The following is a 22,428-nucleotide window of genomic DNA, read 5'->3' as shown; positions in this document are numbered from 1 at the left end:
GGCGTCAGTCGGCGCCGCGATAGGGCTGGACGTATTGCAGCGCCATGTCCCAGGGGAAGAAGATCCAGGTGTCCTGCGACACCTCGGTCACATAGGTGTCAACCTGCGGCTTGCCATGCGGCTTGGCATAGACAGTGGCAAAATGCGCTCGAGGGTACAATTTGCGCACCAGTTCCAAGGTCTTTCCACTGTCAACAAGGTCATCCACCACCAGGATGCCGGTGCCGTCGCCCATCAGATCGGCCTGCGGCGCCTTGATCACCTGCGCTTCGGTGCGCGACTGGTGGTTGTAGGATTTCACGCTGATCGTGTCGATCACCCGGATGTCCAGCTCGCGCCCGACGATCATCGCCGGCACCAACCCGCCACGGGTGATCGCAACCACGGCCCGCCAGGCCCCGGCATCCGGCCCTTTGCCATCCAGCCGCCACGACAGCGCGCGGGCATCGCGATGGATCTGGTCCCAGCTGACATGGAACCCTTTCTCGTGCGGCAGGCGGTCGGAGGACATGGCTCTTGCTCCTCAGGTGGCGGCGATCTTGATCCCCAGCAGCGCAAGGCAGGCGCCGAAGCTGCGGTCGATCAGGGTTTTCAGGCTGATATACTTGGCCCGGGTGCGGTCGAGCGAGAAGATGCGGGCGACGATGGTGTTCCAGACCGTCTCGTTCAGGAAGACGACCACCAGCAGGGCGACATAGACCCAGGGCGCGGTGCCCTGCGGTACGGTGCCCAGGAAGATCGCCGAGAACATCACGGCGGGCTTGGGATTGGCGAGCTGGGTGAAAAGTCCGAGCCGAAAGGCCGAGCCGGGCGAGCGCGGCAGGGGCCGTTCCACGCCCTGGGCCAGCGGTTTCGCCGCATCGCGCCACAGGTGCCAGGCCATCCATAGCAAATAGGCGCCGCCGCCAAGTTTCAGCGCCCAAAGCGCCCAGGGCGCCACGGCGAAGACCAGGTTCAGCCCGAACATGGCGGCCGAGGCCCAGACCACCGCACCCGCGCCGATCCCTGCCGCCAGCATCGCGCCGGTACGGAAGCCCTCGGTCAGCCCGGTACGGGCCGCCATCAGGACGGCCGGGCCGGGGCTGACGGCGGCGAAGAGGGAAAGGCCCGCGAAGGCCAGGAAGGCCCCCGGCGTCATCAATGTCCGCCTTCGGTGCGCCCGGTCAGCAGGCCGATATCCGGCGCGTCGATCGCCTTCATGCCCACGACATGATAGCCGCAATCGACATGCAGGTTCTCGCCCGTGGTGCCCGAACCAAGGTCCGACAGCAGGAACAGCGCGGCCTTGCCCACCTCTTCCTGCGTGACGTTGCGGCGCAGGGGCGAGTTCAGCTCGTTCCATTTCAAGATGTAGCGGAAATCGCCGATGCCGCTGGCGGCCAGGGTCTTGATCGGTCCCGCGCTGATCGCGTTGACGCGGATGCCGTCCTTGCCGAAATCCTCGGCGAGATACTTGACGCTGGCTTCCAGCGCGGCCTTGCACAGACCCATCACGTTATAATGCGGCATGACCTTTTCGGCGCCGTAATAGGTCAGGGTCAACATGCTGCCACCCGGCCCCATCAGCGCGCCGGCCCGGCGGCAGACGGCGGTAAAGGAATAGACCGAAATGTCCATGGACATCAGAAAGTTGGCGCGCGATGTTTCCACGTAGCGGCCGCGCAATTCATTCTTGTCGGAAAAGCCGATGGCATGGACGACGAAGTCAAGCCCGCCCCATTCCGCCTTCACCCAGTCGAACAGCGCATCCAGGCTTTCTTCCGACGAGACGTCGCATTCGAAAAGCCGCGGCGATCCAAGGCTTGCGGCCAAGGGTTCGACCCGCTTCTTCAGAGCGTCGCCCTGATAGGAGAAGGCCAGTTCCGCCCCCTGCGCCGCCACGGCCTGGGCAATGCCCCAGGCGATCGACTTGTCATTGGCAAGGCCCATGATGAGCCCACGTTTGCCTGCCATCAGTCCGGTTGACATTCCCAGTCCCTCACCCTCCCTTACGGCACGTTGACGACGGTGTTTAGGCGGAAAGGTGCTGCGCCGCAAGGGCGCGGCGGCAGCCGCGAATGGAGGCCAGATCATGGGAGCAGCGACAGGTTCGACCATCAGCGAGACCGCGGTCCGCAGTGGTATTTTCGCGGGCGACGACCCTTTTGCCATCGCCGCCGCCTGGCTGGCCGAGGCCGAGAAGAGCGAGATCAACGACCCCAATGCCATCGCGCTGGCCACTGTCGATGCAGCGGGACTGCCCAATGTCCGCATGGTCTTGCTGAAAGAGATCGAGGTCGCGGGGGGCGGTGACGGCGCCTTTGTCTTCTACACCAACTACACTTCGAAAAAGGCTGAGGAGATCGAGCAGGCCGGCATGGCCGCCTTCGTGCTGCACTGGAAATCGCTGCGCCGCCAGATCCGCGTCAGGGGCATGGTAACCCGCGAGGAGGGACCGCAGGCCGATGCGTATTTCGCCAGCCGCAGCCTGAAGTCGCGCCTGGGCGCCTGGGCCAGCAAACAGTCGCAGCCGCTGTCGTCGCGCGAGGCATTGATGGCCGAGGTCGCGAAAGTGACGCTGGCGCAGGGTACGGCCCCGCGTCGACCGCCCTTCTGGGGCGGGTATCGGATTCGGCCCGTCGAGATCGAATTCTGGGCCGACGGCGCCTTCCGCTTGCATGACCGCTTTCGCTGGACACGCTCGGACGCGACGTCAGGTTGGGCAGTTTCGCGCCTTAACCCCTGATGGTTGCAGGGTTCTGCAATTTCTTTGCAGGTGTGACGATTTCCTCTTGAACCAAAGGCCAGTTAAGCGTCATCAACGGGGCGGGCTTAATCTGGGGAGATAGCCTCTGAAATGACAGAAGAAGAAAAGGCCGTGCAGGTGGTGCAGGGTCGGGTAAAATGGTTTGATCCGGCAAAAGGCTTTGGCTTCATCGTTTCTGAGGCATCGAACGCCGATATCCTTTTGCACGCGAATGTGTTGCGCAACTTCGGCCAAAGTTCCGTTGCCGATGGCGCCGGCATCACGGTTCGAATCCAGGCCACGCAGCGCGGCGTCCAGGCTGTAGAAGTCCTGACGATTGAGCCGCCCGAAGGGATCACGCTCCCGCTGGGCGAGGACGCAGGAATGTTGTCCTCGGAAGACCTGCGGGCGCTGCCTCTCGAGCCGGCCCGCGTGAAATGGTTCGACAAGGGCAAGGGCTTTGGCTTTGCCAATGTCTTCGGTCGCCCCGAGGACGTGTTCATTCATGTCGAGGTGCTGCGCGTCTCGGGTCTGGCCGATCTCGTCTCGGGCGAAGCCGTGGCGTTGCGCGTGATCGAGGGGCGGCGCGGCCGGATGGCGGTGCAGGTGCAAAGCTGGGAATCCGCGCTGCGGCCCCGGGAAGACGCACCGGTCGAGGTCGAGGCGGCACGGTGACGGTCCGGGCCGCCATGGCATCGGCGCTGCTTGCCTTTCTGGCGGGCGGCGAGGTGGCAGCGGCCGCGGCCGACTGTTCGCCGGCGCGGCTGGATCTGCGCGGCGAAGGTTTGCATCAGAGCTTCGTGGTCGAACTGGCCGATGATGCCGCCGAACGTGCGCAGGGTCTGATGCAGCGTGACAGGCTCGACGCCGACCGGGGGATGTTCTTCGTCTATGAGACGTCGCGCCGCGCGACTTTCTGGATGAAGGACACGCTCATCCCGCTGGACATGATCTTTGCCGATGATCGGGGCGTCGTGACGCACATTCATGCCAATGCGGTGCCGCTGGACGAAACGCCGATCGACGGCGGCGCTGGCGTGCGTTTCGTGCTGGAAATCAATGGCGGGCTGGCGGCGCGGCTGGGCATCGTGCCCGGGGTGGAGCTGCGCCATCCCGCGATCCCCGCCGCCACCGCCGCCTGGCCCTGCGACTGACCGCCAAGGCCTGCGCGGCCGCGGCGCAGGAAATTTCCGACAAAGCGCGCCAGATGCGGCCTGGCACCTTCCCCTTCGGTCCGAGACAGGCTAAGGGGCAGGGCGTCGGGGCGTAGCGCAGTCTGGTAGCGCGACGGTTTTGGGTACCGTAGGTCGGAAGTTCGAATCTTCTCGCCCCGACCATCACTTAGCAGTTTTCCAAATGCCCGGTTTGCGATCCAGTTCGCAGGACCGTTCCCGTTGCGCCCCTGCGGTGGGCTGGATTCTCGCCGATTCCATCCGCCATTTGGGGCGGCAGGGCGACGTAGCGCTCAATCACTCCGGCCGCGTGCTTGATCGACCATGCGCAGTGCGGGGCGCACATCCAGCACGACCCGGTGGCGGCTCGGTTCGGCTTTCATCCGTCGTTGCCATTCGGAATATCCCAATGGGTGGCCGCAGCGGTCGACCATAGCGCAAGAAGGACAGCTAGATATTGCAGTTGTGCCAAGCGATTTCCTGCGGCAACCTCGTTTGAAAATGGGTGATGCCTATGGATGCCCTGGATAGGAAGTTCGACCTCCGCACTCCGCTTTGCGATCTTCTGGGCTGTGAGCTGCCCGTGCTTCTTGCGGGAATGGGGGGCGTGGCTCGGGCGGAGCTGGCAGTAGCGGTCGCCCAAGCGGGCGGCTTCGCGATGCTCGGGATGGTGCGCGAAAGCCCGGAACTCATCGAGGCTGAGATTCGCGCCTTTCGCGCGGCGACCGACAAACCCTTTGCGGTCAACGTGATCCCCTCCGCCACCGATCCCTTGCTGCTTCAGGCGCAGATTTCCCGCTGTCTTGACCTGGGTGTCCGTGCCTTCACGTTCTTTTGGGATGTGGTCCCGGCGGTGGTAGAGCAGGTCAAACGAGAAGGCTGCCTCGTGCTTCACCAGGTCGGGACGCTGGCATCCGCGCGCCAGGCCGAAGACGCGGGCGCCGATGTGATCATCGCCCAGGGAATCGAGGCTGGCGGCCATGTCCACGGTCGCACCGGCGCTTTCGCGCTGGCCGAGGCGGTGCTTGACGGCGCCAAAGTGCCGGTGGTGGTCTCCGGCGGCATCACAACGGGCCGGGGGCTGGCGGCGGCGCTGACGATGGGCGCGCAGGGGGTGCAATGCGGCACCGCCTTTCTGGCGACAACTGAATCCTGGGCGCACGATTATCACAAGGCGCGCGTGGTGCAGGCGGGCACTGACGACACAGTGCTGACCGATGTCTTCGTGCTGAACTGGCCCAAGGGCGCAGCGGTAAGGGTTCTGGGCAACAGCGTCACGGAAGGTTTGTCCGGGCGGTTGATGGGGCACGACCCCGCCGAACTGCCGCGCGAGGTGATCGCCCATGACAGCGGCCAGCCGCTTCTGCGTTTCAGCACTGACTCACCGATGCGGCACACCACCGGAAGCCTCGAGGAGATGGCGCTCTATGCGGGGCAGGGAGTCAGCGGGGTGACGGATATCGTACCGGCCGCAGAGCGCCTGCGCAGGATTGTGGAGGACGCCGTCGACTGTCTTCGCCATCCAAATCTTCGGCCTGGCTGAGGTTCCGCCAAGCCATTGGCCGATGCGGAAGAGGGGCAGTTCGGGTTTTTCGGGCCTGCCGTAGCTCGGAAGGCCAAATCGTCTCCCCCGACCAGCGTGTTGCAAAAGCTGAAGCGTCCAGTGCTCGTGCAACTTAAGCTTTGCGGGCCATTTGCAGGCCCATCACCCAGATCACTGTCACGGCTGAAAGTTGCGTGGGCACGGCGTCGGTAACGGCAGCAGGGCGGGCCAAAGAGGGGCGCAGCCCAGGCCAAGCAGAGCGACCGATCCGGTCATGGCGATCTCTGGCATCCGCAAATTGCCAGAAAACGCGGCGGCCTCACCTCACTTGAGCTTCGAGCACCATTCGCGCGGCGCCTGACCGGCGGCGCAGGCCTGCCTCAGTTCGCCATGCCAATCGCGCGGAAACGCCGTCCCCACCGGATGGTGCAATTCATGGCACAGCGCGACGGGCACAGCCCCTTTGGGCGGGGTGCCCAGCACCCAGATCTGCGGCTTGCCGTTCCACCAGCCATAGCAGATCGACCCATCGGTCGCGCCATGCAGCCTGTCCTGATCGGCTGGATCGCGCGGCGAGGGCGACGGCGACGGCTTAGTCTCGCTGTCCGGAATGCCGGTCTCGCGGCAGGAACCGGTGCAATCCGGGTTTGGCTTCCAGCCGCCATTGCCGTCCGGGATATCCCACGGAGTGGCAGAGGCGGGGGCGGCCAGCGCAAGGAGAACTGCCAAGACTCGGGTCATCATTTGCGTCCTGTTTTCGACACAGAATTAACACATTCTTAACCATTCGCATTTCTAATGACTGCGTAGCAACACTTATAGTTCGCTATATTGGAAACTCCGTGTTTACCGAAACGACAAGGTCGGCGGTTGGCATGGCCGAAATGTGGTGAATGCGCGACCGTCGCACTGCGGTCCCTGCATGCCTCTGTCCTTGCCGCGGTGCCAGGACCCGGCCATATCGAGGGGGAAAGGGGCGATCATGACCTTCCGCTTCGACAATTCCTGGCTGCGCGAGCTGCAAGGCAGCTTTCTGCGTCTGCCCCCCGATCCGGCACCAGCACCGCAGCTTGTGGCGCTGAACCTGCCTCTGGCGCTGGAACTGGGTCTCGATCCGGCGCTGTTGCGGGCCGAGGGCGCGGGATGGTTCTCGGGGGCGACTCTGCCGTCGGATGCCGATCCTGCCGCGCTGGCCTATGCAGGGCACCAGTTCGGCGGCTTCTCGCCCTCGCTGGGCGATGGCCGCGCGCATCTGCTGGGCGAGTTTCTTTCGCCCGACGGCCGTCGCTGGGATCTGCAATTGAAAGGGTCGGGCCGGACACCCTTTTCGCGTGGCGGCGATGGCAAGGCGGCGCTGGGGCCGATGCTGCGCGAATACCTGATCTCCGAGGCCATGGCCGCGCTGGGCGTGCCGACCACCCGATCTCTGGCGGTCGCGACGACCGGAGAACGGGTGCAGCGCGAGGACGGGGCTTTGCCAGGTGCCGTGCTGGCGCGGGTTGCGGCCAGCCATATCCGCGTCGGCAGCTTTCAGTTCCATGCCGCGCGGGGCGATGCGGCGCGGGTGAAGGCATTGGCCGACTATGCCATCGCCCGCCATGACCCCGAACTTGCGGCGGCCCCCAATCCCTATCTCGCCTTCTTCGATGCCGTCACCGCAAGGCAGGTGCGGCTGATCGCGCAATGGATGGGGCTGGGCTTCGTTCACGGGGTGATGAACACCGACAATATGGCCATCTCGGGCGAGACCATCGACTATGGCCCCTGCGCCTTCATGGAAGGCTACGCGCCGGGTACGGTGTTTTCCTCGATCGACCGGCAGGGGCGCTATGCCTATGCCAACCAGCCGTTGATCCTGGCCTGGAATCTGGCCCGCCTTGCCGAGACGCTGTTGGGTCTTTTCGATCTCGATGCCGACCGCGCGGTCGACCTGGCCAATGCGCGGCTGGGCGCGATCGCCGGGGCTTATCGCGCGGCTTTCGTTCAGGTCATGCGGGGGAAGCTGGGGCTGCGGGGCGAAGATGCTGCGGACGATGCCCTGGTCGATGAGCTTCTGTCGGCGATGGCGGGGGCCGACTGGACGCTGACCTTCTACCGTCTTGCCGGGGCGGCCGGGGGCGATGACAGCCGCCTGCGCCCGCTCTTCGACGATTTCACCGCCATGGCAGACTGGTTGCAGCGCTGGCGGGGCAGGCTTGCCCCGGATGCGGCAGAGCGGATGCAGGCGGCGAACCCGGCGGTGATCCCGCGCAACCATCGGGTCGAAGAGGCGCTGGCGGCGGCGACGGCGGGCGACATGGCGCCGTTCGAGGCACTGCTGGCCGCGATCCGCGCGCCTTTCACGCCGAACGAGGCCTATATGTTGCCCGCCCCGCAGGGTTTCGGCGCCTATGTCACCTATTGCGGCACCTGAGCGGCGGCGCTTGACCTCGACCCCTCGCAGGCGTCAAGTCGGCTCATGACCGGCACTCTCGACATCCATGACCGCCTTGCCCAATCGCTCCGCGCCGCCCGCAAGGCGCGTGGCCTGTCTCTGGACGCGGTGGCCAAGCTGTCCGGCGTCTCGCGCAGCATGGTCAGCCAGATCGAACGCGGCGAAAGCTCACCCACCGTGGCGACGCTGTGGAACCTGACGCAAGCGCTACAACTGGATTTTGCCGGGCTGATGGAAGGTCGGGCCCGGCCCGGCATCGAGGTGATCCGTGCCGCCGCCGCCCCAGTGATCGACCTTGGCGGCGTGCGCACCCGCATCCTTTCCCCCGCCGAGGCGGTAGGCGAGAACGAGGTTTATGAGCTGGATTTCGCGCCCGGCGCCCGGCTGGCCTCGGACCCGCACGGCCCCGGATGCCGCGAGCATCTGACGGTGATCGAGGGGCAGGTGCGTGTGATCTCGGGCGAGCAGGCGGAAGCCCTTGGGCCGGGCGACGTGGCGCGCTATCCCGCCGACCGGGCACATGAAATTGCCGCCGAAGGCGGCGCGGCGCGTGCTATCCTGATCGTGCAGGGCAGCTGAGAGCCCGGGGACGCTTCGCCCCCGGATCCCCAGCGGAGTATTTCGACCAAGATGAGGGGGTGTCCGGTTTTACGGAGATTCATCCGCTATATTGACTTGATCGAGGCGCTGCGGCATCTGTCCGGGAAAGCGGAGGAGGTTCTGTGATGGCGGATTTTGGCAAGACGGCGTTTCTGGATCATCTGGGCGGCATGCTTGAAGGCATCCGCGCCGAAGGCCTGTGGAAGACCGAGCGCGCGATCGAGGGCGCACAGGGCGCCTGGGTGCGCATGGGCAACCGGCGGATGCTGAACCTCTGCGCCAACAATTATCTTGGCCTCGCCGATGACCCGCGCCTTGTTGCGGCGGCGGGGACGGCGATGGAGGCAGCGGGCTATGGCATGGCCTCGGTCCGCTTCATCTGCGGCACGCATGAGATGCACCGCGTGCTTGAGGCGCGGCTGGCGCAATTTCTGGGGATGGAGGATTCGATCCTCTTCGCTGCCTGTTTCGACGCCAATGGCGCGGTGTTCGAACCGCTCCTTGGGCCGGAAGATGCCGTGATCTCGGACAGCCTGAACCATGCCTCGATCATCGACGGCATCCGCCTGTCGAAAGCGCGGCGCTATCGCTACGCCAATGGCGACATGGCCGATCTTGAGGCGCAGTTGAAACAGGCCCGGGCCGAGGGCGCGCGGCATGTGCTTGTCGCGACGGATGGTGTCTTTTCGATGGACGGCTATTTCGCGCCATTGGCCGACGTGCGGCGGCTGGCGGATGAATATGGCGCGCTGGTCATGGTCGATGACTGCCATGCCACGGGCTTCGTCGGCGCGCAGGGCAGGGGCACGCCGTCCCGCGCCGGGGTGCAGGTCGATATCCTGACCGGCACTCTGGGCAAGGCGCTGGGCGGCGCTCTGGGCGGCTATGTGGCGGGGCCGAAGCTGGTGATCGACCTTCTGCGCCAGCGCGGGCGGCCCTATCTGTTCTCGAACGCCCTGCCGCCGGCAGTGGTGGGCGCCGGGCTGGCGGCGCTGGACATTGTCGAGGGTGCCGATGACCTGCGGGCGCAGCTCTTCGACAATGCGGCCTATTGGCGGGCAGGGCTGGAGGCGGCCGGGTTCAGCTTGCTGCCCGGCGAGCACCCGATCGTGCCGGTGATGCTGGGCGATGCGGTTCTGGCGCAGAACATGGCCGCGGCGCTGGGCGAGCGCGGCGTGCATGTTGCGGGCTTCTTCTTTCCGGTCGTGCCCAAGGGGCAGGCCCGTATCAGGACGCAGATGAATGCGCGACTGACGCGCGAGGATCTTGATTTCGCGCTGTCGGCCTTTGCCGAGGCGGGCAAAGCGGTGGGGGTGCTGTGATGAAGGCTCTGGTCAAGGCGAAAGAGGCCGAGGGGCTGTGGCTGGAAGACCGGCCCGTGCCGGAAATTGGCCCGGATGACGTGCTGATCAAGGTGAAGAAGACCGGGATCTGCGGCACCGATGTCCATATCTGGAATTGGGACGACTGGGCGCGTCGCACCGTCCCGGTGGGGTTGGTGACGGGGCATGAGTTTGCGGGCGAGATCGTCGAGATCGGACGCGATGTCACCGATCTGGCGGTGGGGCAACGCTGTTCGGGCGAGGGGCATCTGATCGGCAAGCATTCACGGCAATCGCGCTCGGGCAAGTTCCATCTCGACCCCGAGACGCGGGGCATCGGCGTGAACGAGCCGGGCGCATTCGCCGAATATCTGCGCCTGCCCGCCTTCAACGTGGTGCCGCTGCCCGACACGATCCCCGATGAGATCGGGGCGATCCTCGATCCCCTGGGCAATGCGGTGCACACGGCGCTGTCCTTCGATCTGGTGGGCGAGGATGTGCTGATTACCGGCGCCGGGCCGATCGGCATCATGGCGGGCGCTGTCGCGCGGCATGTCGGCGCGCGGCATGTGGTGATCACCGATGTCAATCCGGCGCGGCTGGCGCTGGCGGGACAGGTGGCGGATATCGTGCCGGTGAATGTGGCGAGCGAGGATCTGCGCGCCGTCATGGCGCGGCTCAAGCTTGTGCAGGGCTTCGATGTCGGCATGGAAATGTCGGGAAATGCCGCGGGCTTCGAGCAGATGGTCGACAGCATGGTCATGGGCGGGCGGATCGCGATGCTGGGCATCCCGCCCGGGCGCACGGCGGTCGACTGGTCGAAGATCGTGTTCAAGGCCCTGACCATCAAGGGCGTCTATGGTCGCGAGATTTTTGAGACCTGGTACAAGATGATCGCCATGCTGGAAAACGGCCTGGATATCAGCCGGGTGGTCACCCATCGCTTCCCGGCCAGCGATTTCGAGACCGGCTTTGCCGCGATGCGCTCGGGCCTGTCGGGCAAAGTGGTGCTGGACTGGGCCTGAACCTGCGCCCCGGCCTGTAGTCGGGCAGGGTCTCCCGCGCGGGAGGTCAATGGGTGAGATAGCATCTCAACCCATTTTCCGTTGTCGCGGCCCGCCCTGACCTGAGCTGCACCGCCTCAGTCTGAACGGCCTTGCTGGCAACCAGGGCGGTTCCCGCGGCGGTGCGGCGGGTTTCGGGCGGCAATCCGCCCAATCCCGCCCATCGCGCCCGATCCCGTCGGCGGTGTGGAGCCGGCGTCCACCCTGTCGCGTTGACGCGCGACCGGCCATGCCGCAGGTCCTGCCGCAACCGATGCCGCGACTGCGATGCCGCTTGCGCCGGGGCGCGCGGGATCGGGCAGCGGCTGGTTTTCGGGCAGATCGGCGGAAAGATGCTAACGGGATGCAACTCAGCCATGCAACGTCATGTTTTAAAACGAATCGCCATTGAACGACTCGCGGCGCCAGAGTATGCGGAGCCGGCAGAAGGATGCTGCGGGTGCGAAAGCCGCGGCGCGGAATCTGTGACGACGGCGAGATGGCCCGGTGCCAGGGGACCCCAGGAGGGAAGCCTTGGTGCGCGGGCCTTGTTCGTGTGGGGCGCGACGTGACGGGCGTGGATCATCACCCGCAAGGGGCGGGCGGGGCGAAGGGTGTGGCGGGCGGGGCGGCATCGGACCGGCCTCCGCGCAAGGTGCGGGACCTGCGGCTGGATTTCTTCCGCGGCCTGGCCATGATCATCATTCTGATCAACCATATCACCGACAATCCCTGGACGCTGTGGACACCGTCGCGCTTCGGCTTTTCCGACGCGACCGAGATCTTCGTCTTTTGCTCGGGCATTGCCTCGGCGCTGGCCTTCGGTGTCCTCTTCACTCGGGCCGGATTCTGGCTGGGGACGGTGCGGGTGATCCATCGGATCTGGCAGGTCTATTGGGTGCATCTGGGTATCTTCTTCGTGGGCCTTCTGGCCATGCTGCTGCTGAACCAGTCCGGCTGGTTCCCGCGCGACGAGGTGGGGGCGCTGAACCTCTATCCTTTCCTGCGCAACACCGGGCCGAATTTCATCGGCCTGATGACCCTGACCTATGTACCGAATTTCTTCGACGTTCTGCCGATGTACATCGCGATCCTTGCCATGATCCCGGCGATGATCCTGATCGCGCGCATCGATGTGCGTCTGGCGATCCTGTGCAGTCTGACCCTGTGGGTCACGGCCCAGGCAGGCTGGCTGGAGATTCCGGCGGAGTGGTGGTTCGCCAATGGCTCGACCCGGGCCTGGTTCTTCAACCCCTTCGCCTGGCAGCTTGTCTTCTTCACGGGCTTCGCGCTGGCTTCGGGCTGGTTGCCTGCACCCGCCGTCAAGCGCGAGCTGGTCTGGATCGCCATCGCCGTCGTCGTGCTGACCGTGCCCTTCGCCTGGTACAAGACGATCGGCTGGCTTCCGGCGGTCCAGGATTGGCGGCGCGACTGGGTGATCCTCTATGACAAGACCCATTTCGGCCTGCTGCGCTATGTGCATTTCCTGGCGCTGGCCTATCTGGGCTATGTCCTGGCCGGGCCGAAGGGCGCCAACCTGACCGCGCGGGCGGGCATGGCGCGGGTCACGGCCATTGTGTCGCTGATCGGCACGCAGTCGCTGGGCGTCTTTGCGGTGTCGATGGTGCTGACGCGCGTGCTCGGCGCTTTCCTGCGGCTTTACGAGTTCAGCTTTGCCGCGACGGTGGCGATCAATCTGATCGGACTTCTGGTGATCTATGCCACGGCCTGGGGCCTGGGCTGGATCAAGGCATCGCCCTGGAAGGCTGCGGCGCAGCGTCACAGCGCGGGAACCGATGCCGCAGGTGCTATATTGATGCTGCATGGCAGCGGGCGGGATGCGGCCCTTTCCGCGTCGAAGGGAACTGAGGTGAAGGCATGAGCGGCGGTTTCGATCCGACGCGGCGCGGCGTTCTGGGGGCGGTCCTGGCCATGGCCACGGCCCCGGCTGCGCTCTGGGCACAGACGGAAGGCGGCGCGGAAGGCGCAGCGGCTCCGGCCACGGCGGGCGAGGCGCCGACGTATGGCGTGACGCTGGGCGAACCCACACCCTTCAGCCGCGAGACCGTGATCGAGGCCGCACGCAGCCTTGCCGCCAGCCCCTATGCCACGCCGCCCGAGATTTCTCAGGACTGGCGCAACCTGACCTATGATCAGACCCGCGAGATCTGGTTCGAAAGCCTGAACGCGCTCTATCGCGGCACCGACAGCCCGGTGGCGGCGGAAATGTTCGTGGCGAGCCTGTATCAGACCGCCGAAGTCCAGATCAACGCGGTGGAGGGCGGCCAGTCGCGCCCGCTGGTCTTCGAGTTGCGGCTTTTCGCGACGACCGACCGTTTCCCCGCGCTGCCCGAGGCGGGAACCGGCTATGCCGGCTTCCGGCTGACCCATCAGGCCGAGGAACCGGGCCAGTACCAGGAATTCGCGGTCTGGCAGGGCGCGAGCTATTTCCGCGCCGTCGGCCGGGGCCAGGTCTATGGCCTTTCGGCCCGCGGCATCGCGCTGCGCACGGCCTCGACCACCGGGGCCGAGGAATTCCCGATGTTCCGCAGCTTCTGGATCGAACGCCCCGCAGCGGGTGCCGCCGAGGTGGTGGTTCATGCGCTCTTGGATGGTCCCTCGCTGACCGGCGCCTATACGTTCCGCATCACCGAAGGCGCCAATACCGAGATGGTGGTCGAGGCGGTGCTGTTCCCGCGCGTGGCGCTGGACGAGGTGGGGCTGGCAGCCCAGACCTCGATGTTCCTGTTCAACGACCTGAACCGGCTGCGTTTCGACGATTTCCGCGAAGGCGTGCATGACAGCGACGGTCTTCTGGTAGCCAATGGCGCGGGCGAGCATCTGTGGCGGCCCCTGGCCAACCCCGTCGAAGGGGTGGAGGTCAGCTCGTTCTCGGACACCAATCCGCGCGGCTTCGGGCTGATGCAGCGCGCGCGCGATCCGGGCAGCTACGGCGATTTCGAGGCGCATTACGAACAGCGCCCCTCGCTTTGGGTCGAGCCGCTGGAAGACTGGGGCGCGGGCCGGGTGATGCTGGTCGAGATCGCCGCCGACAAGGAAATCTACGACAATATCGTCTGCTTCTGGCGCCCCGATGCGCCGATCGCGGCCGGGGCCGAGACGCGGTTTTCCTATCGTCTCTACTGGGGCGAGGGCGCACCGCCGGTCGAGGGCGAAGTGGCCCGCATCCTTGCCACGCGCACCGGAGAGCGCGTCTTCGAGGAAGGCCGCATCTTCACGGTGGATTTCGAAGAACATCCGGCGCTCGGGGATGACCCCTCGATGCTGGAAGCGCGCGTCACCGCTTCGGCGGGCGAATTGCGCCATGTGCAGGTCAAGCCCAATCCGGTGACGGGAGGCGTCCGGATCGCGGCAACCCTGGTTCTGCCCGACGATGTGTCGACGGAGCTGCGGGCCGAATTGTGGCGCGGAGGAGCGCGCGTAGGGGAGGTCTGGCTTTACCGTTGGGTGCCGAGATGACACTTGCCTTGCGTCCGCTTCGGGGTTTTCGGGCGGCGCCGCCCCTGCCGCAACCGCTGGCCATGCCGGACCAGCCGCTTGACTGGCATTTCCGCGATCCGGCGGCGCCCGGCGTGACGCCCCGCCACAGCCGCTTCGCGCGGCTGGCGGTGATGCTGGTGCCATTGGCCGTGGCCGTGGGCTTCGCCTATGCGCAATCGCAGGCGCTGGCGGGCGAGGGGGCCGAGGGCGTGGTCCTGGCGGTGCTTTCGGGCATAGCGGTGTTCTGGCTGGCGCAATCCACTGTCACCGCGCTGATCGGGGCCTTCCGCCGGGTGCCGCCGCGCCCCAATTCGGCGGTGCCAGGCTTGCGGGTGGCGATCCTCGTGCCGCTTTATGGCGAGGATGCCGCCGAGGTCATCGGCCGCGCAGCGGGGCTTCTGGACCGGCTGAACATGCCCGGCCATGCCCATCGCTTCAGCCTGCACGTCCTCTCCGACACGCGCGACGCGCGCAAGGTTCTGGACGAGGCCGCCATCGCCGCCCGCTTCTCGAAGGGTCGGGGCGAGGGCGCGATCCAGTATCGCCACCGCGCCCGCAACATCGATTATAAGCAGGGCAATATCCGCGACTGGATGATCCGCCAGGGCGCGGCCTTTGATGCGGCGCTGATCCTGGATGCCGACAGCGTCATGGGGGCGGAAACCGTGCTGGCCATGGCCGATGCACTGGTCACCGATCCGGGCTGCGGGCTGGTGCAATCCTCGATCATGGTCGTGCCGGGGGAAACGGTCTGGCAGCGGCTGCAAAGCTTCGCGAACCGCGTCTATGGCGGGCCGCTGGGCCGGGGCTATGCCCATTGGACCGGCTCGGAAGGCAATTTCATGGGCCATAATGCCATGGTTCGCGTCCGGGCCTTTGCCGCTTCGGCCGGTCTGCCGCATCTGTCGGGCCCGCGCCCGTTGGGTGGGGTGATCCAGAGCCATGACTTCGTCGAGGCCGCGCTGTTGCGCCGCGCGGGCTGGGGCGTGCGGATCATGCCCGAGGCCGCCGACAGCCATGAAGAGGCGCCCGAGACGCTGGCGGGCCATATCCGCCGCGATGCGCGCTGGTGCCAGGGCAATCTGCAACATGTCCGCCTGCTGACCGTGCCTGGCCTGCATTGGGTGTCGCGTTTCCATCTGCTGTCGGGTGCCATGGCCTATCTCGGCTCGGCGCTCTGGCTGGCGATCCTCTGCCTTGGCGTCGTCACCGGCGGCGGCGGCCCGCTTCTGGCGCTGGGCGTCGTGGCGCTTCTGCTTGCCCCGCGCCTGATCGGGCTGGTCGATCACATGATCCGCGTCGGTGTGCCGCGCGGCAACCGGCTGCGCTTTGCCGCGACAGCTGTGATCGAATTCGTCGTGGCCACGCTGGTCGCCCCGGTCATGCTGGTCCAGCATGTCATGATCATCGCCCGCGCCTGTACCGGCTTTGACGCGGGGTGGATGCCGCATGAAAAGGGCGCTCTGTCGATCCGCCGCGCGATCAAGCTGCACGGGCTGGAAACCGCGCTTGGCCTGGCCCTGCTGCTGGGCATTGAGGCGGGCCTCCTGAGCCTGTGGCTCGCGCCGGTCGTGCTGGGTCTGTTGCTGGCCGCCCCGGTCGCGGTGCTGGTCGGGCGCGGCGGGCATTGGCTGGCCGAGGCGGGCTGGAAGGCCTAAAGCCGTTCCGCTACGAAACAGGGGCCGGTTCCGCAGGGAGCCGGCCTTTTTTATGGCCCCTTCGCCCGTCGCGCTTGGCACGGTCCAACGGCGCGAAAGCAAGCAGCCGGGCAAGACCCCTGTGTATTTTTTGCGGTGCGATTTGCCGAGACTCTGGAAGCTGAATGACCGCTTGACCCACTCTCGCGGCAGTGCTTTCTTGCCGCTGGGGAAATCAGTTTCGCTCTGACGGTTCGGATCGCCCCTGTCGCAGTTGCAGTCGAGCTTTGCGATAGAAACAGTCAGATCGCCGGAATTTTCTTACAAGTTTTCAATATCATGGCGACCCGGCTTAGTATTCCACCCGCTTGCGTCTTTTTCCGACTGTTCCCAGCTGCGCCCTTCTGAAAAGTGCTGTCTCCCATGTCCGTTCCTTTGCCAGTCCAGGCAGATCGCGCCGCCCTGCGGCGACGGCTTGCATTGGTGCAATTCGACGTGGTCGGCGGCTGTCAATTGCGCTGCGTCGGCTGTCCGAATTCGACCCTCGATCCCCGACCCGAGTTTATTGCGCCGGATCTTTTCCAGCGCTGTCTTGCCAATATCGACGTGCAGAAGATCAGCCTGCTGCGCTACTTTAATTATGGCGAACCGCTGCTGCATCCGCGTCTTGAGGAACTGGGGTGGATCGTCCTTGACTGTCCCACCGATATCCGCTGGCGCGAAATCTCGACCAATGCTCAGTGCCATGCCGAGGAGCGTCTTGAGGCGATGGTGGCCATGGGCGCCGTCAATCTGCTGACGATCAGCTGTGATGGCGATGGCACCCCGGCGAAATACGAGGCGCTGCGCCCGCCGGCCAAATGGTCGCGGCTCATGTCCTTTCTGGCGTTTTCCAGGGATCTGGCGGCCAGATACCCCGGTCTGAAGCGGCAAGCGCGCTGCGTTATCGAGGATCCTGCCGATGCGCTGCGCTGGCATGAGGTGCTGAAACCCTTCGGGGTCCGTCCCGAGTTCCGGGGCTGGATCCAACTGCCCGACAGTCTTCTGGACAAGCGCCGCGACACGGTCGTCATGGGCGAAGGTGGCTGCGCTATCGCCTTGGACCCGGACAACCTGTATATCGACCATCGCGGCTACATCGTGCCTTGCTGCTTCCATCCTGGTGCGGCCTTCCTCGGCAATCTTGGCCAGTCTCTCTACAGCGACCTTTATGCCGGGCCCATGCGGGCCGCGTTCCTGGATGCGCTGACCACGCGCCGCGCCGGAATGCCGATCTGCAACCGATGCGAGATGGGCGGGGACAAGCAGGCAAGCCCGGCAGCCGAAGCCGTGACGCTGTTCCAGCAGAAGGTTCGGGCGAAGTGAACAGCGATCTGCCGGAACGCCTTGCGGTGGACCCGCGCCTTGACCGACATGCCAGTCTGGTCGAGGTGCTGCAGCATCATGTGCAGACGCGGCAGGACAAGATCGCCCTGCGATTTCTCGAGCGGGGCGAGGGCGAGGGGACCTGTCTGACCTATCGCGACCTTGACCTTCAGGCCCGCAGCTTGGGTGCCCGACTGGCGGACCTGGGGGCACGGGGCAAGACCGTCCTCCTGATCTATCCGGCGGGGCTGCCCTTCGTCATCGGCTTCTGCGCCTGTCTCTATGCCGGGGCGATCGCGGTCCCGACCCCTTTCATCACGCCCGCGCGCTCGGCCCCGCGCATCGCCGCCATCGCGGCAGATGCCGCACCCTGCGTGATCCTCACCTGCGCCGCCCTGGCAGACGAGCCAATGATCCGCGACAGCTTTCCGGCGGATCAGCGCGATATCCCCTGGATCGTCACGGATCGGATCGCGCCCGAGGCTAGGGCGGAAGACTGGCTGCCGCTGCCGCTGACCGCAGCGGACGCGGCCTTCCTGCAATACACATCGGGATCGACGGCCGATCCGCGCGGCGTGATCGTGACCCATGGCAATCTGATGGCCAATATGGAGATGATCCGGATCGGTTTTGGTCACGACGCCGAGACGCGGATGGTCTCATGGCTGCCCCTGTTTCACGACATGGGTCTGGTGGGGGGGCTTCTGCAACCGCTCTACCTCGGGGCTCTTGCCGTGCTGATGGCGCCGATGGATTTCATCCAGCGGCCCTTGCGCTGGTTGCAGGCCATCTCACGCTATGGCGGCACCACGAGCGGCGGGCCGAATTTCGCCTTCGCCCTCTGCGCCGACCGCATCCGACCGGATCAACTGGCGGGTCTGGACCTGCGTTCCTGGCGCGTTGCCTTTTGCGGCGCCGAGCCGGTTCGGGCCGACGATCTGCGCCGCTTCGCCAGCAGCCTGGGCAGCACCGGCTTCGATCCCGGCGCGTTGTTTCCCTGCTATGGCATGGCCGAGACCACGCTTTTCGTCTCCGGCGGGCCAGCGGGAACCGGGCTTGCCTGCGCCAGCGCCGCCGCTGCGCCGGGCGAGGGCGACCGGGCCGAACGGGTGATCTGCGGCGCGGGCGCTGCGGGGCAGGTCCTGGCGATCGTCGATCCCGAAACCTGCCGTCGGCTGCCCGAAGGCGAGGTGGGCGAAATCTGGGTCTCGGGTCCGCATGTCGGGGCGGGCTATTGGCGCAAACCGCAGCAGTCCCAGGCGACCTTCCAGGCCCGGCTCTCCGGCGATCCCGAGGGCACGGCCTTCCTGCGCACCGGCGATCTTGGCGCCCTGCGTGGTCGTGATCTCGTGGTTGTCGGGCGGTTGAAAGAGGTGGTCATCGTCCGGGGCGTCAAGCACCACCCCGAGGATATCGAGGCCGCCGCGACCCGTGCCCATCCGGCCCTTTCGCCCGCCGCAGCCGCCTTTGCCGTTGATGTTGACGGAAGCGAGGCGCTTGTGCTCCTTCAGGAAGTGAAGCGGGGTCATATGGCCGATCCCACGCTGGGCCTTGCCGCCCAGGCGGTGTCGGCGGCGATCTGCGATGGCTTCGGCCTGCGACCGGCGGAAGTGCTGCTGCTGCGGCCTGGAACCCTGCCGCGCACCACCAGCAACAAGATCCGCCGCGGCGCCTGCCGTGCCGCCTATCTGGCCGGGGATCTGGCCATCTTGGCGCAGGACAAGCCGCAGATCCGCCCTGCCGCTCCGCAAGGCGCCAGGACCCCGGCTGAACGCCCCGGCCTCGCGCCATTCAGCGCCTCTCTGGGCCGCTCCGATGCTTGATCTGGCCGCGTTCAACAGTCTGGCGCCGATCCTGCGGGATGACCCTTATCCGGTCTATGCCGCGCTGCGCGCCCAGGCTCCGGTCTTCTGGTCCGAAGGGGAGCAGGCCTGGATCCTGCTGCGCCGCGCCGAGGTGAGCGCGGCCTTCACCAGCCCCGATCTGCTTGCCCTGGATCTTGGCGACTATGTAAGGAAAGTGTCGCGCGCCCTGGCGCAAGACCCCGAGGACCTGCTGCGCCTGCTCGACATGGCCCTGTTCTTCCGCAATCCGCCTGCGCATGCGCCACTGCGCTCGCTGGTCGCGCGCCTTATGGCCGTCCGCTCGCAGGCAAGCTGCGCCGATGCCGTCGATCGGATAGCGCAGCGCCTGATTGCCCCCCTGGCCCGGGACGGCGGTATGGATCTGATGCGCGACTTTGCCGGTCCCCTGCCGCAGCTGTTCATGGGCTGGCTTCTGGGTCTTGCCGAGGACGAGGCGCTTTGGCTGGGCACCACGCTGGCCGGCGTGCCGGTCGTTCTCAACCGGGGATGTTCGATCCGCGACTACAATTCGGCAAATCTCCGGCTGGAAGAGGCGCACCGCTTCCTGCGCGACCGGATCGCCCAATGCCGCCGCAGACCGGCGGAAGACGGGCTTTGCCTTCTTGTCGCGCGCAACGACACGGCGGATCAGCCGTTGGATGACGCCCGGCTTGCCGCTCTGGCCAGCTTTGTCTTCCTGGCTGGCTTCGAGACGACATCGGCCTTGATCGGCAATGGTCTCTGGCTTCTGCTGCACGAGGATGGGCAATATGACAGGGTGGCAGCCGATCCTGGCCTTGTTCCCGGCGCGGTGAACGAGGCGTTGCGCCTGGAGCCGCCGATCCAGCAGGTGCGGCGGCGTGCCGCTGCGGATCAGCTTGTCGCCGATTGCCAGATCAAGGCCGGTCAGCAGCTTGCCCTGATGATCGCCGCCGCCAATCGCGACCCGCAGGCCTATCCCGAACCCGACCGGTTTCTGCCGGGACGTGCCGGTCTGCCGGTGCAGTCCTTCGGGGCCGGTCTGCATCACTGCCTGGGCGCCTGGGTCGCGCGGATGGAGGCCGAAGCGGCCATGCGCGCGCTTCTCGGGGGGCCGCGTCCCGTCCTTGGCATCGAACGGCCCGCCTGGCTGCCCCACCACAATCAAAGGCGCATGAGCAGCCTTCCCGTTGCGGTCTGATCCTCATGCGCGTCCGACATCATCCGACAACGAGGAACTTATGCTGAAGGCAGACGCGATCCGGGCGTGGATCACCGAATTTCTTGCATCTCTGCTGGGGATCGACCCGGCCGAAATCCATGGCGCTTCGCGCTTCAACAATCTCGGACTGGATTCCGTCGATGCGGTGGTCATGGCCGGCGCGATGGAAGAGCATTTTGCAACGCAGATCGACGCGACGCTGGTCCTGCGCAATGCCACGATCGACGAGCTTCTTGCCGATCTGCGCGCCAACGGCATTGTCGAATGAAATCCACCGGTCCCGAGCTCAGCCTGATCGTGGTCAGCCACGAGATGACGCGGGAATTGCCGCGCACGCTTTACAGCCTGTCCCCGGGCTACCAGAAGGGGATCGCGGCGACCGAATATGAAGTGATCGTGATCGACAATGGCTCGCGCATCCCGCCCCAAGCCGAGGATTTCGCCGATCTGGGCCTCAATCTGCGCATCCATTCCTTTGCGGATCCCAGCCCCTCGCCGGTGCGGGCCATCAATCACGGGCTGAGCCTCGCGAAAGCGCCGCTCGTGGGGGTCAATATCGACGGTGCGCGGATGGCAAGCCCCGGCCTGCTGGACGCATGCAGGCGCGCGGCGCGGGTCGACCCTGAGGCGGTTGTCACGACCCTGTCCTATCAGCTTGGCCCGGGCCCCCAATGGATCACGATGCAGCAGGGCTATGATGCGGCATGGGAAGACCGGCTGCTGGACGGCATCGACTGGCAGAAGCACGGCTATCGCCTTTTCGATATTGCACCCTTTGCCGAGAATATCGTGCGCGGATGGTTCGGGCCGCTGAACGAAAGCAATCTTCTGTTCATGCATCGGGGGCTCTGGCAGGACCTCGGTGGCTTTGACCCCGCTTTCGAAAGCCCCGGCGGCGGGGCGGCAAATGCCGATCTGCTGTGGCGGGCCTTGGAGGCGCCCGGGACGCGCCAGGTGGTCGTGCTGGGGGAAGGGGTGTTTCATCAGATCCATGGCGGCACGCATACCAATGCCGGCAGCGCCTCGATCGAAATCCACAAGCAGGCCGCAAAGGAATATTACCGGCTGCGCGGACGGATCCGCGTGGTCGATGCGGAACGCAGCTATTTCGGCCCCGTCTCGCGCGAGGCGGCGGAAAGCTATCAGCGCCAGCTCGCGGCGGGCCATGCCGCGCCACGCCACACGGCGACCGTGCTGAACGCGGCGCCCGGGGCGTCAGAGCGCTATCTCGATCTGCTGAAGGCGGTGCTGCTGAACGAGACCGGGCTGGAGACCGAAGTCGCGCTCGATTCGGTGCGCGGCATGACGGAAATCCCGTCCGCCTTCTGGACCGAGACGCTTTATGACGTGCCCGGCGCGCTGGCGCAGCCACTGGCCGAGAAACGCCGGGTCCGCGCGCTGGGCATCGACACCCTGACCGCCCGGTCCGGGCCGCCCCTTGGCCATACGATGATCGGGCGCAAGCGGCTGGACCATCTTCAATGGTGCGTGACCACCGCGCTTGCCGAAGGGGTGCCGGGCGATCTCATGGAATGCGGCGTCTGGCGGGGGGGCGCCTGCCTGCTGATGAAAGCCACCCTCGATCTGAGCGGCGAGACGGGGCGCAATGTCTGGCTTGCCGATTCCTTTGCCGGCCTGCCGCCGCCGTCGCAGCCCGAGGACGAGGGCCTCGATCTGTCGCGCGGCAATTATCCCGCGCTGGCCGTCGCGCAGGAGCGGGTGGAACGGGCCTTTGCCGAATTCGGTCTGCTCGACGCCAGGGTGCGCTTCCTGCCCGGCTTCTTCGCCGATACGCTGGCGGGCTGCGCGGTCGAGACTCTGGCCCTGCTCCGGCTGGATGGTGATCTCTACAGTTCCACGATGCAGGCGCTCGAGGCGCTCTACGACCGTGTCTCGCCGGGTGGCTTCATCGTGATCGACGATTACGGCGGGCTGGGCAAATGCGCCAAGGCGGTCGACACCTTCCGGTCGGCGCGCGGCATCACAGCCCCTCTCAGCATGATCGACTGGACCGGCGCCTTCTGGCGCAAGTCGTAACCCC

General features: G+C 66.1%; 20 protein-coding genes and 1 tRNA gene. 17 read left to right on the top strand and 4 right to left on the bottom strand.

The genetic code is table 11. The features are described 5' to 3' along the window. Positions 1-4: 4 nt before the first annotated feature. Genes gpt through fabI form a run of 3 tightly spaced genes read right to left on the bottom strand, consistent with a single transcriptional unit; the run spans position 5 to position 1,968 of the window. Positions 5-511 (bottom strand): xanthine phosphoribosyltransferase, encoded by a 507-nt coding sequence (gene gpt, locus ACED67_RS04740; protein WP_395540381.1) that lies wholly within the window; start codon positions 509-511, stop codon positions 5-7. A gap of 12 nt (positions 512-523) precedes the next feature. After that, the gene (locus ACED67_RS04735) at positions 524-1,138 is read right to left on the bottom strand and encodes a LysE family translocator (RefSeq protein WP_395540380.1); all 615 of its coding nucleotides are present in this window, start codon (positions 1,136-1,138) and stop codon (positions 524-526) included. After that, positions 1,138-1,968: an enoyl-ACP reductase FabI gene (gene fabI / locus ACED67_RS04730; protein WP_395540379.1), complete on the bottom strand. Its 831-nt coding sequence runs from the start codon at positions 1,966-1,968 to the stop codon at positions 1,138-1,140. Before fabI ends, ACED67_RS04735 begins: the two co-directional genes overlap by 1 nt. Positions 1,969-2,071: 103 nt before the next feature. Here fabI and pdxH point away from each other — a divergent pair, with 103 nt between their 5' ends. The 5 genes from pdxH to ACED67_RS04705 all read left to right on the top strand — a co-directional run bounded on the left by pdxH (position 2,072) and on the right by ACED67_RS04705 (position 5,440). Then, positions 2,072-2,725 (top strand): pyridoxamine 5'-phosphate oxidase, encoded by a 654-nt coding sequence (gene pdxH / locus ACED67_RS04725; protein WP_395540378.1) that lies wholly within the window; start codon positions 2,072-2,074, stop codon positions 2,723-2,725. 111 nt (positions 2,726-2,836) lie between these two features. Continuing rightward, positions 2,837-3,400 (top strand): cold-shock protein, encoded by a 564-nt coding sequence (locus tag ACED67_RS04720; protein WP_395540377.1) that lies wholly within the window; start codon positions 2,837-2,839, stop codon positions 3,398-3,400. After that, positions 3,397-3,879, top strand: a complete 483-nt coding sequence (locus ACED67_RS04715; protein ID WP_395540376.1) for a DUF192 domain-containing protein — start codon at positions 3,397-3,399, stop codon at positions 3,877-3,879. The genes ACED67_RS04720 and ACED67_RS04715 overlap by 4 nt, the downstream gene beginning before the upstream one ends. Before the next feature lie 106 nt (positions 3,880-3,985). Continuing rightward, positions 3,986-4,062, top strand: a tRNA-Pro gene (locus tag ACED67_RS04710). A 349-nt stretch (positions 4,063-4,411) separates the two neighbouring features. After that, the gene (locus tag ACED67_RS04705) at positions 4,412-5,440 is read left to right on the top strand and encodes an NAD(P)H-dependent flavin oxidoreductase (RefSeq protein WP_395540375.1); all 1,029 of its coding nucleotides are present in this window, start codon (positions 4,412-4,414) and stop codon (positions 5,438-5,440) included. A gap of 324 nt (positions 5,441-5,764) precedes the next feature. Here the strand turns inward: ACED67_RS04705 and ACED67_RS04700 are convergent, their stop codons facing one another. After that, positions 5,765-6,181: a hypothetical protein gene (locus ACED67_RS04700; protein ID WP_395540374.1), complete on the bottom strand. Its 417-nt coding sequence runs from the start codon at positions 6,179-6,181 to the stop codon at positions 5,765-5,767. Positions 6,182-6,422: 241 nt separating this feature from the next. On the opposite strand from ACED67_RS04700, the gene ACED67_RS04695 reads away from it, so the two are divergent. From ACED67_RS04695 to ACED67_RS04640, 12 genes are all read left to right on the top strand, one after another. After that, complete coding sequence (locus ACED67_RS04695) at positions 6,423-7,853, top strand: protein adenylyltransferase SelO (protein WP_395540373.1); 1,431 nt, start codon at positions 6,423-6,425, stop codon at positions 7,851-7,853. Positions 7,854-7,898: 45 nt separating this feature from the next. Continuing rightward, on the top strand, positions 7,899-8,453 hold the full coding sequence (locus ACED67_RS04690) for a helix-turn-helix domain-containing protein (RefSeq protein ID WP_395540372.1): 555 nt from the start codon (positions 7,899-7,901) through the stop codon (positions 8,451-8,453). Between the two features lie 146 nt (positions 8,454-8,599). Continuing rightward, positions 8,600-9,796 (top strand): glycine C-acetyltransferase, encoded by a 1,197-nt coding sequence (locus ACED67_RS04685; RefSeq protein WP_395540371.1) that lies wholly within the window; start codon positions 8,600-8,602, stop codon positions 9,794-9,796. Beyond that, complete coding sequence (gene tdh, locus ACED67_RS04680; protein WP_395540370.1) at positions 9,796-10,821, top strand: L-threonine 3-dehydrogenase; 1,026 nt, start codon at positions 9,796-9,798, stop codon at positions 10,819-10,821. Before ACED67_RS04685 ends, tdh begins: the two co-directional genes overlap by 1 nt. Before the next feature lie 586 nt (positions 10,822-11,407). After that, a complete protein-coding gene (locus ACED67_RS04675; RefSeq protein WP_395540369.1) occupies positions 11,408-12,721 on the top strand; it encodes an OpgC family protein in 1,314 nt (437 codons plus the stop codon). Beyond that, a complete protein-coding gene (locus tag ACED67_RS04670) occupies positions 12,718-14,319 on the top strand; it encodes an OpgD/OpgG family glucan biosynthesis protein (RefSeq protein ID WP_395540368.1) in 1,602 nt (533 codons plus the stop codon). The genes ACED67_RS04675 and ACED67_RS04670 overlap by 4 nt, the downstream gene beginning before the upstream one ends. Next, entirely contained in the window at positions 14,316-15,998 is a 1,683-nt protein-coding gene (mdoH, locus tag ACED67_RS04665; RefSeq protein WP_395540367.1) for a glucans biosynthesis glucosyltransferase MdoH, read from the top strand. Before ACED67_RS04670 ends, mdoH begins: the two co-directional genes overlap by 4 nt. A gap of 402 nt (positions 15,999-16,400) precedes the next feature. After that, positions 16,401-17,342, top strand: a complete 942-nt coding sequence (locus ACED67_RS04660; protein WP_395540366.1) for a radical SAM/SPASM domain-containing protein — start codon at positions 16,401-16,403, stop codon at positions 17,340-17,342. Continuing rightward, positions 17,339-19,165, top strand: coding sequence for a fatty acyl-AMP ligase (locus ACED67_RS04655; protein ID WP_395540365.1), 1,827 nt, complete (start codon positions 17,339-17,341; stop codon positions 19,163-19,165). Before ACED67_RS04660 ends, ACED67_RS04655 begins: the two co-directional genes overlap by 4 nt. Continuing rightward, complete coding sequence (locus ACED67_RS04650; protein ID WP_395540364.1) at positions 19,158-20,366, top strand: cytochrome P450; 1,209 nt, start codon at positions 19,158-19,160, stop codon at positions 20,364-20,366. The genes ACED67_RS04655 and ACED67_RS04650 overlap by 8 nt, the downstream gene beginning before the upstream one ends. A 40-nt stretch (positions 20,367-20,406) precedes the next feature. Beyond that, positions 20,407-20,655, top strand: coding sequence for an acyl carrier protein (locus ACED67_RS04645; RefSeq protein WP_395540363.1), 249 nt, complete (start codon positions 20,407-20,409; stop codon positions 20,653-20,655). Continuing rightward, a complete protein-coding gene (locus ACED67_RS04640; RefSeq protein WP_395540362.1) occupies positions 20,652-22,424 on the top strand; it encodes a TylF/MycF/NovP-related O-methyltransferase in 1,773 nt (590 codons plus the stop codon). The genes ACED67_RS04645 and ACED67_RS04640 overlap by 4 nt, the downstream gene beginning before the upstream one ends. Positions 22,425-22,428 lie beyond the last annotated feature (4 nt).

The sequence above is a fragment of the Neotabrizicola paludis genome (genome assembly GCF_044142105.1).
Taxonomy (GTDB): Bacteria; Pseudomonadota; Alphaproteobacteria; order Rhodobacterales; family Rhodobacteraceae; genus Pseudogemmobacter.
Note: the sequence above shows the minus strand (reverse complement) of the source record. Positions and strands in the feature narration are given on the sequence as shown.

Excerpts from the sequence above, each read along its gene's own strand:
- gpt (WP_395540381.1), bottom strand. The coding sequence starts at position 511 with ATGTCCTCCGACCGCCTGCCGCACGAGAAAGGGTTCCATGTCAGCTGG.
- ACED67_RS04735 (WP_395540380.1), bottom strand. The coding sequence starts at position 1,138 with ATGACGCCGGGGGCCTTCCTGGCCTTCGCGGGCCTTTCCCTCTTCGCC.
- fabI (WP_395540379.1), bottom strand. The coding sequence starts at position 1,968 with ATGTCAACCGGACTGATGGCAGGCAAACGTGGGCTCATCATGGGCCTT.
- pdxH (WP_395540378.1), top strand. The coding sequence starts at position 2,072 with ATGGGAGCAGCGACAGGTTCGACCATCAGCGAGACCGCGGTCCGCAGT.
- ACED67_RS04720 (WP_395540377.1), top strand. The coding sequence starts at position 2,837 with ATGACAGAAGAAGAAAAGGCCGTGCAGGTGGTGCAGGGTCGGGTAAAA.
- ACED67_RS04705 (WP_395540375.1), top strand. The coding sequence starts at position 4,412 with ATGGATGCCCTGGATAGGAAGTTCGACCTCCGCACTCCGCTTTGCGAT.
- ACED67_RS04700 (WP_395540374.1), bottom strand. The coding sequence starts at position 6,181 with ATGACCCGAGTCTTGGCAGTTCTCCTTGCGCTGGCCGCCCCCGCCTCT.
- ACED67_RS04695 (WP_395540373.1), top strand. The coding sequence starts at position 6,423 with ATGACCTTCCGCTTCGACAATTCCTGGCTGCGCGAGCTGCAAGGCAGC.
- ACED67_RS04690 (WP_395540372.1), top strand. The coding sequence starts at position 7,899 with ATGACCGGCACTCTCGACATCCATGACCGCCTTGCCCAATCGCTCCGC.
- ACED67_RS04685 (WP_395540371.1), top strand. The coding sequence starts at position 8,600 with ATGGCGGATTTTGGCAAGACGGCGTTTCTGGATCATCTGGGCGGCATG.
- tdh (WP_395540370.1), top strand. The coding sequence starts at position 9,796 with ATGAAGGCTCTGGTCAAGGCGAAAGAGGCCGAGGGGCTGTGGCTGGAA.
- ACED67_RS04670 (WP_395540368.1), top strand. The coding sequence starts at position 12,718 with ATGAGCGGCGGTTTCGATCCGACGCGGCGCGGCGTTCTGGGGGCGGTC.
- mdoH (WP_395540367.1), top strand. The coding sequence starts at position 14,316 with ATGACACTTGCCTTGCGTCCGCTTCGGGGTTTTCGGGCGGCGCCGCCC.
- ACED67_RS04660 (WP_395540366.1), top strand. The coding sequence starts at position 16,401 with ATGTCCGTTCCTTTGCCAGTCCAGGCAGATCGCGCCGCCCTGCGGCGA.
- ACED67_RS04650 (WP_395540364.1), top strand. The coding sequence starts at position 19,158 with ATGCTTGATCTGGCCGCGTTCAACAGTCTGGCGCCGATCCTGCGGGAT.
- ACED67_RS04645 (WP_395540363.1), top strand. The coding sequence starts at position 20,407 with ATGCTGAAGGCAGACGCGATCCGGGCGTGGATCACCGAATTTCTTGCA.
- ACED67_RS04640 (WP_395540362.1), top strand. The coding sequence starts at position 20,652 with ATGAAATCCACCGGTCCCGAGCTCAGCCTGATCGTGGTCAGCCACGAG.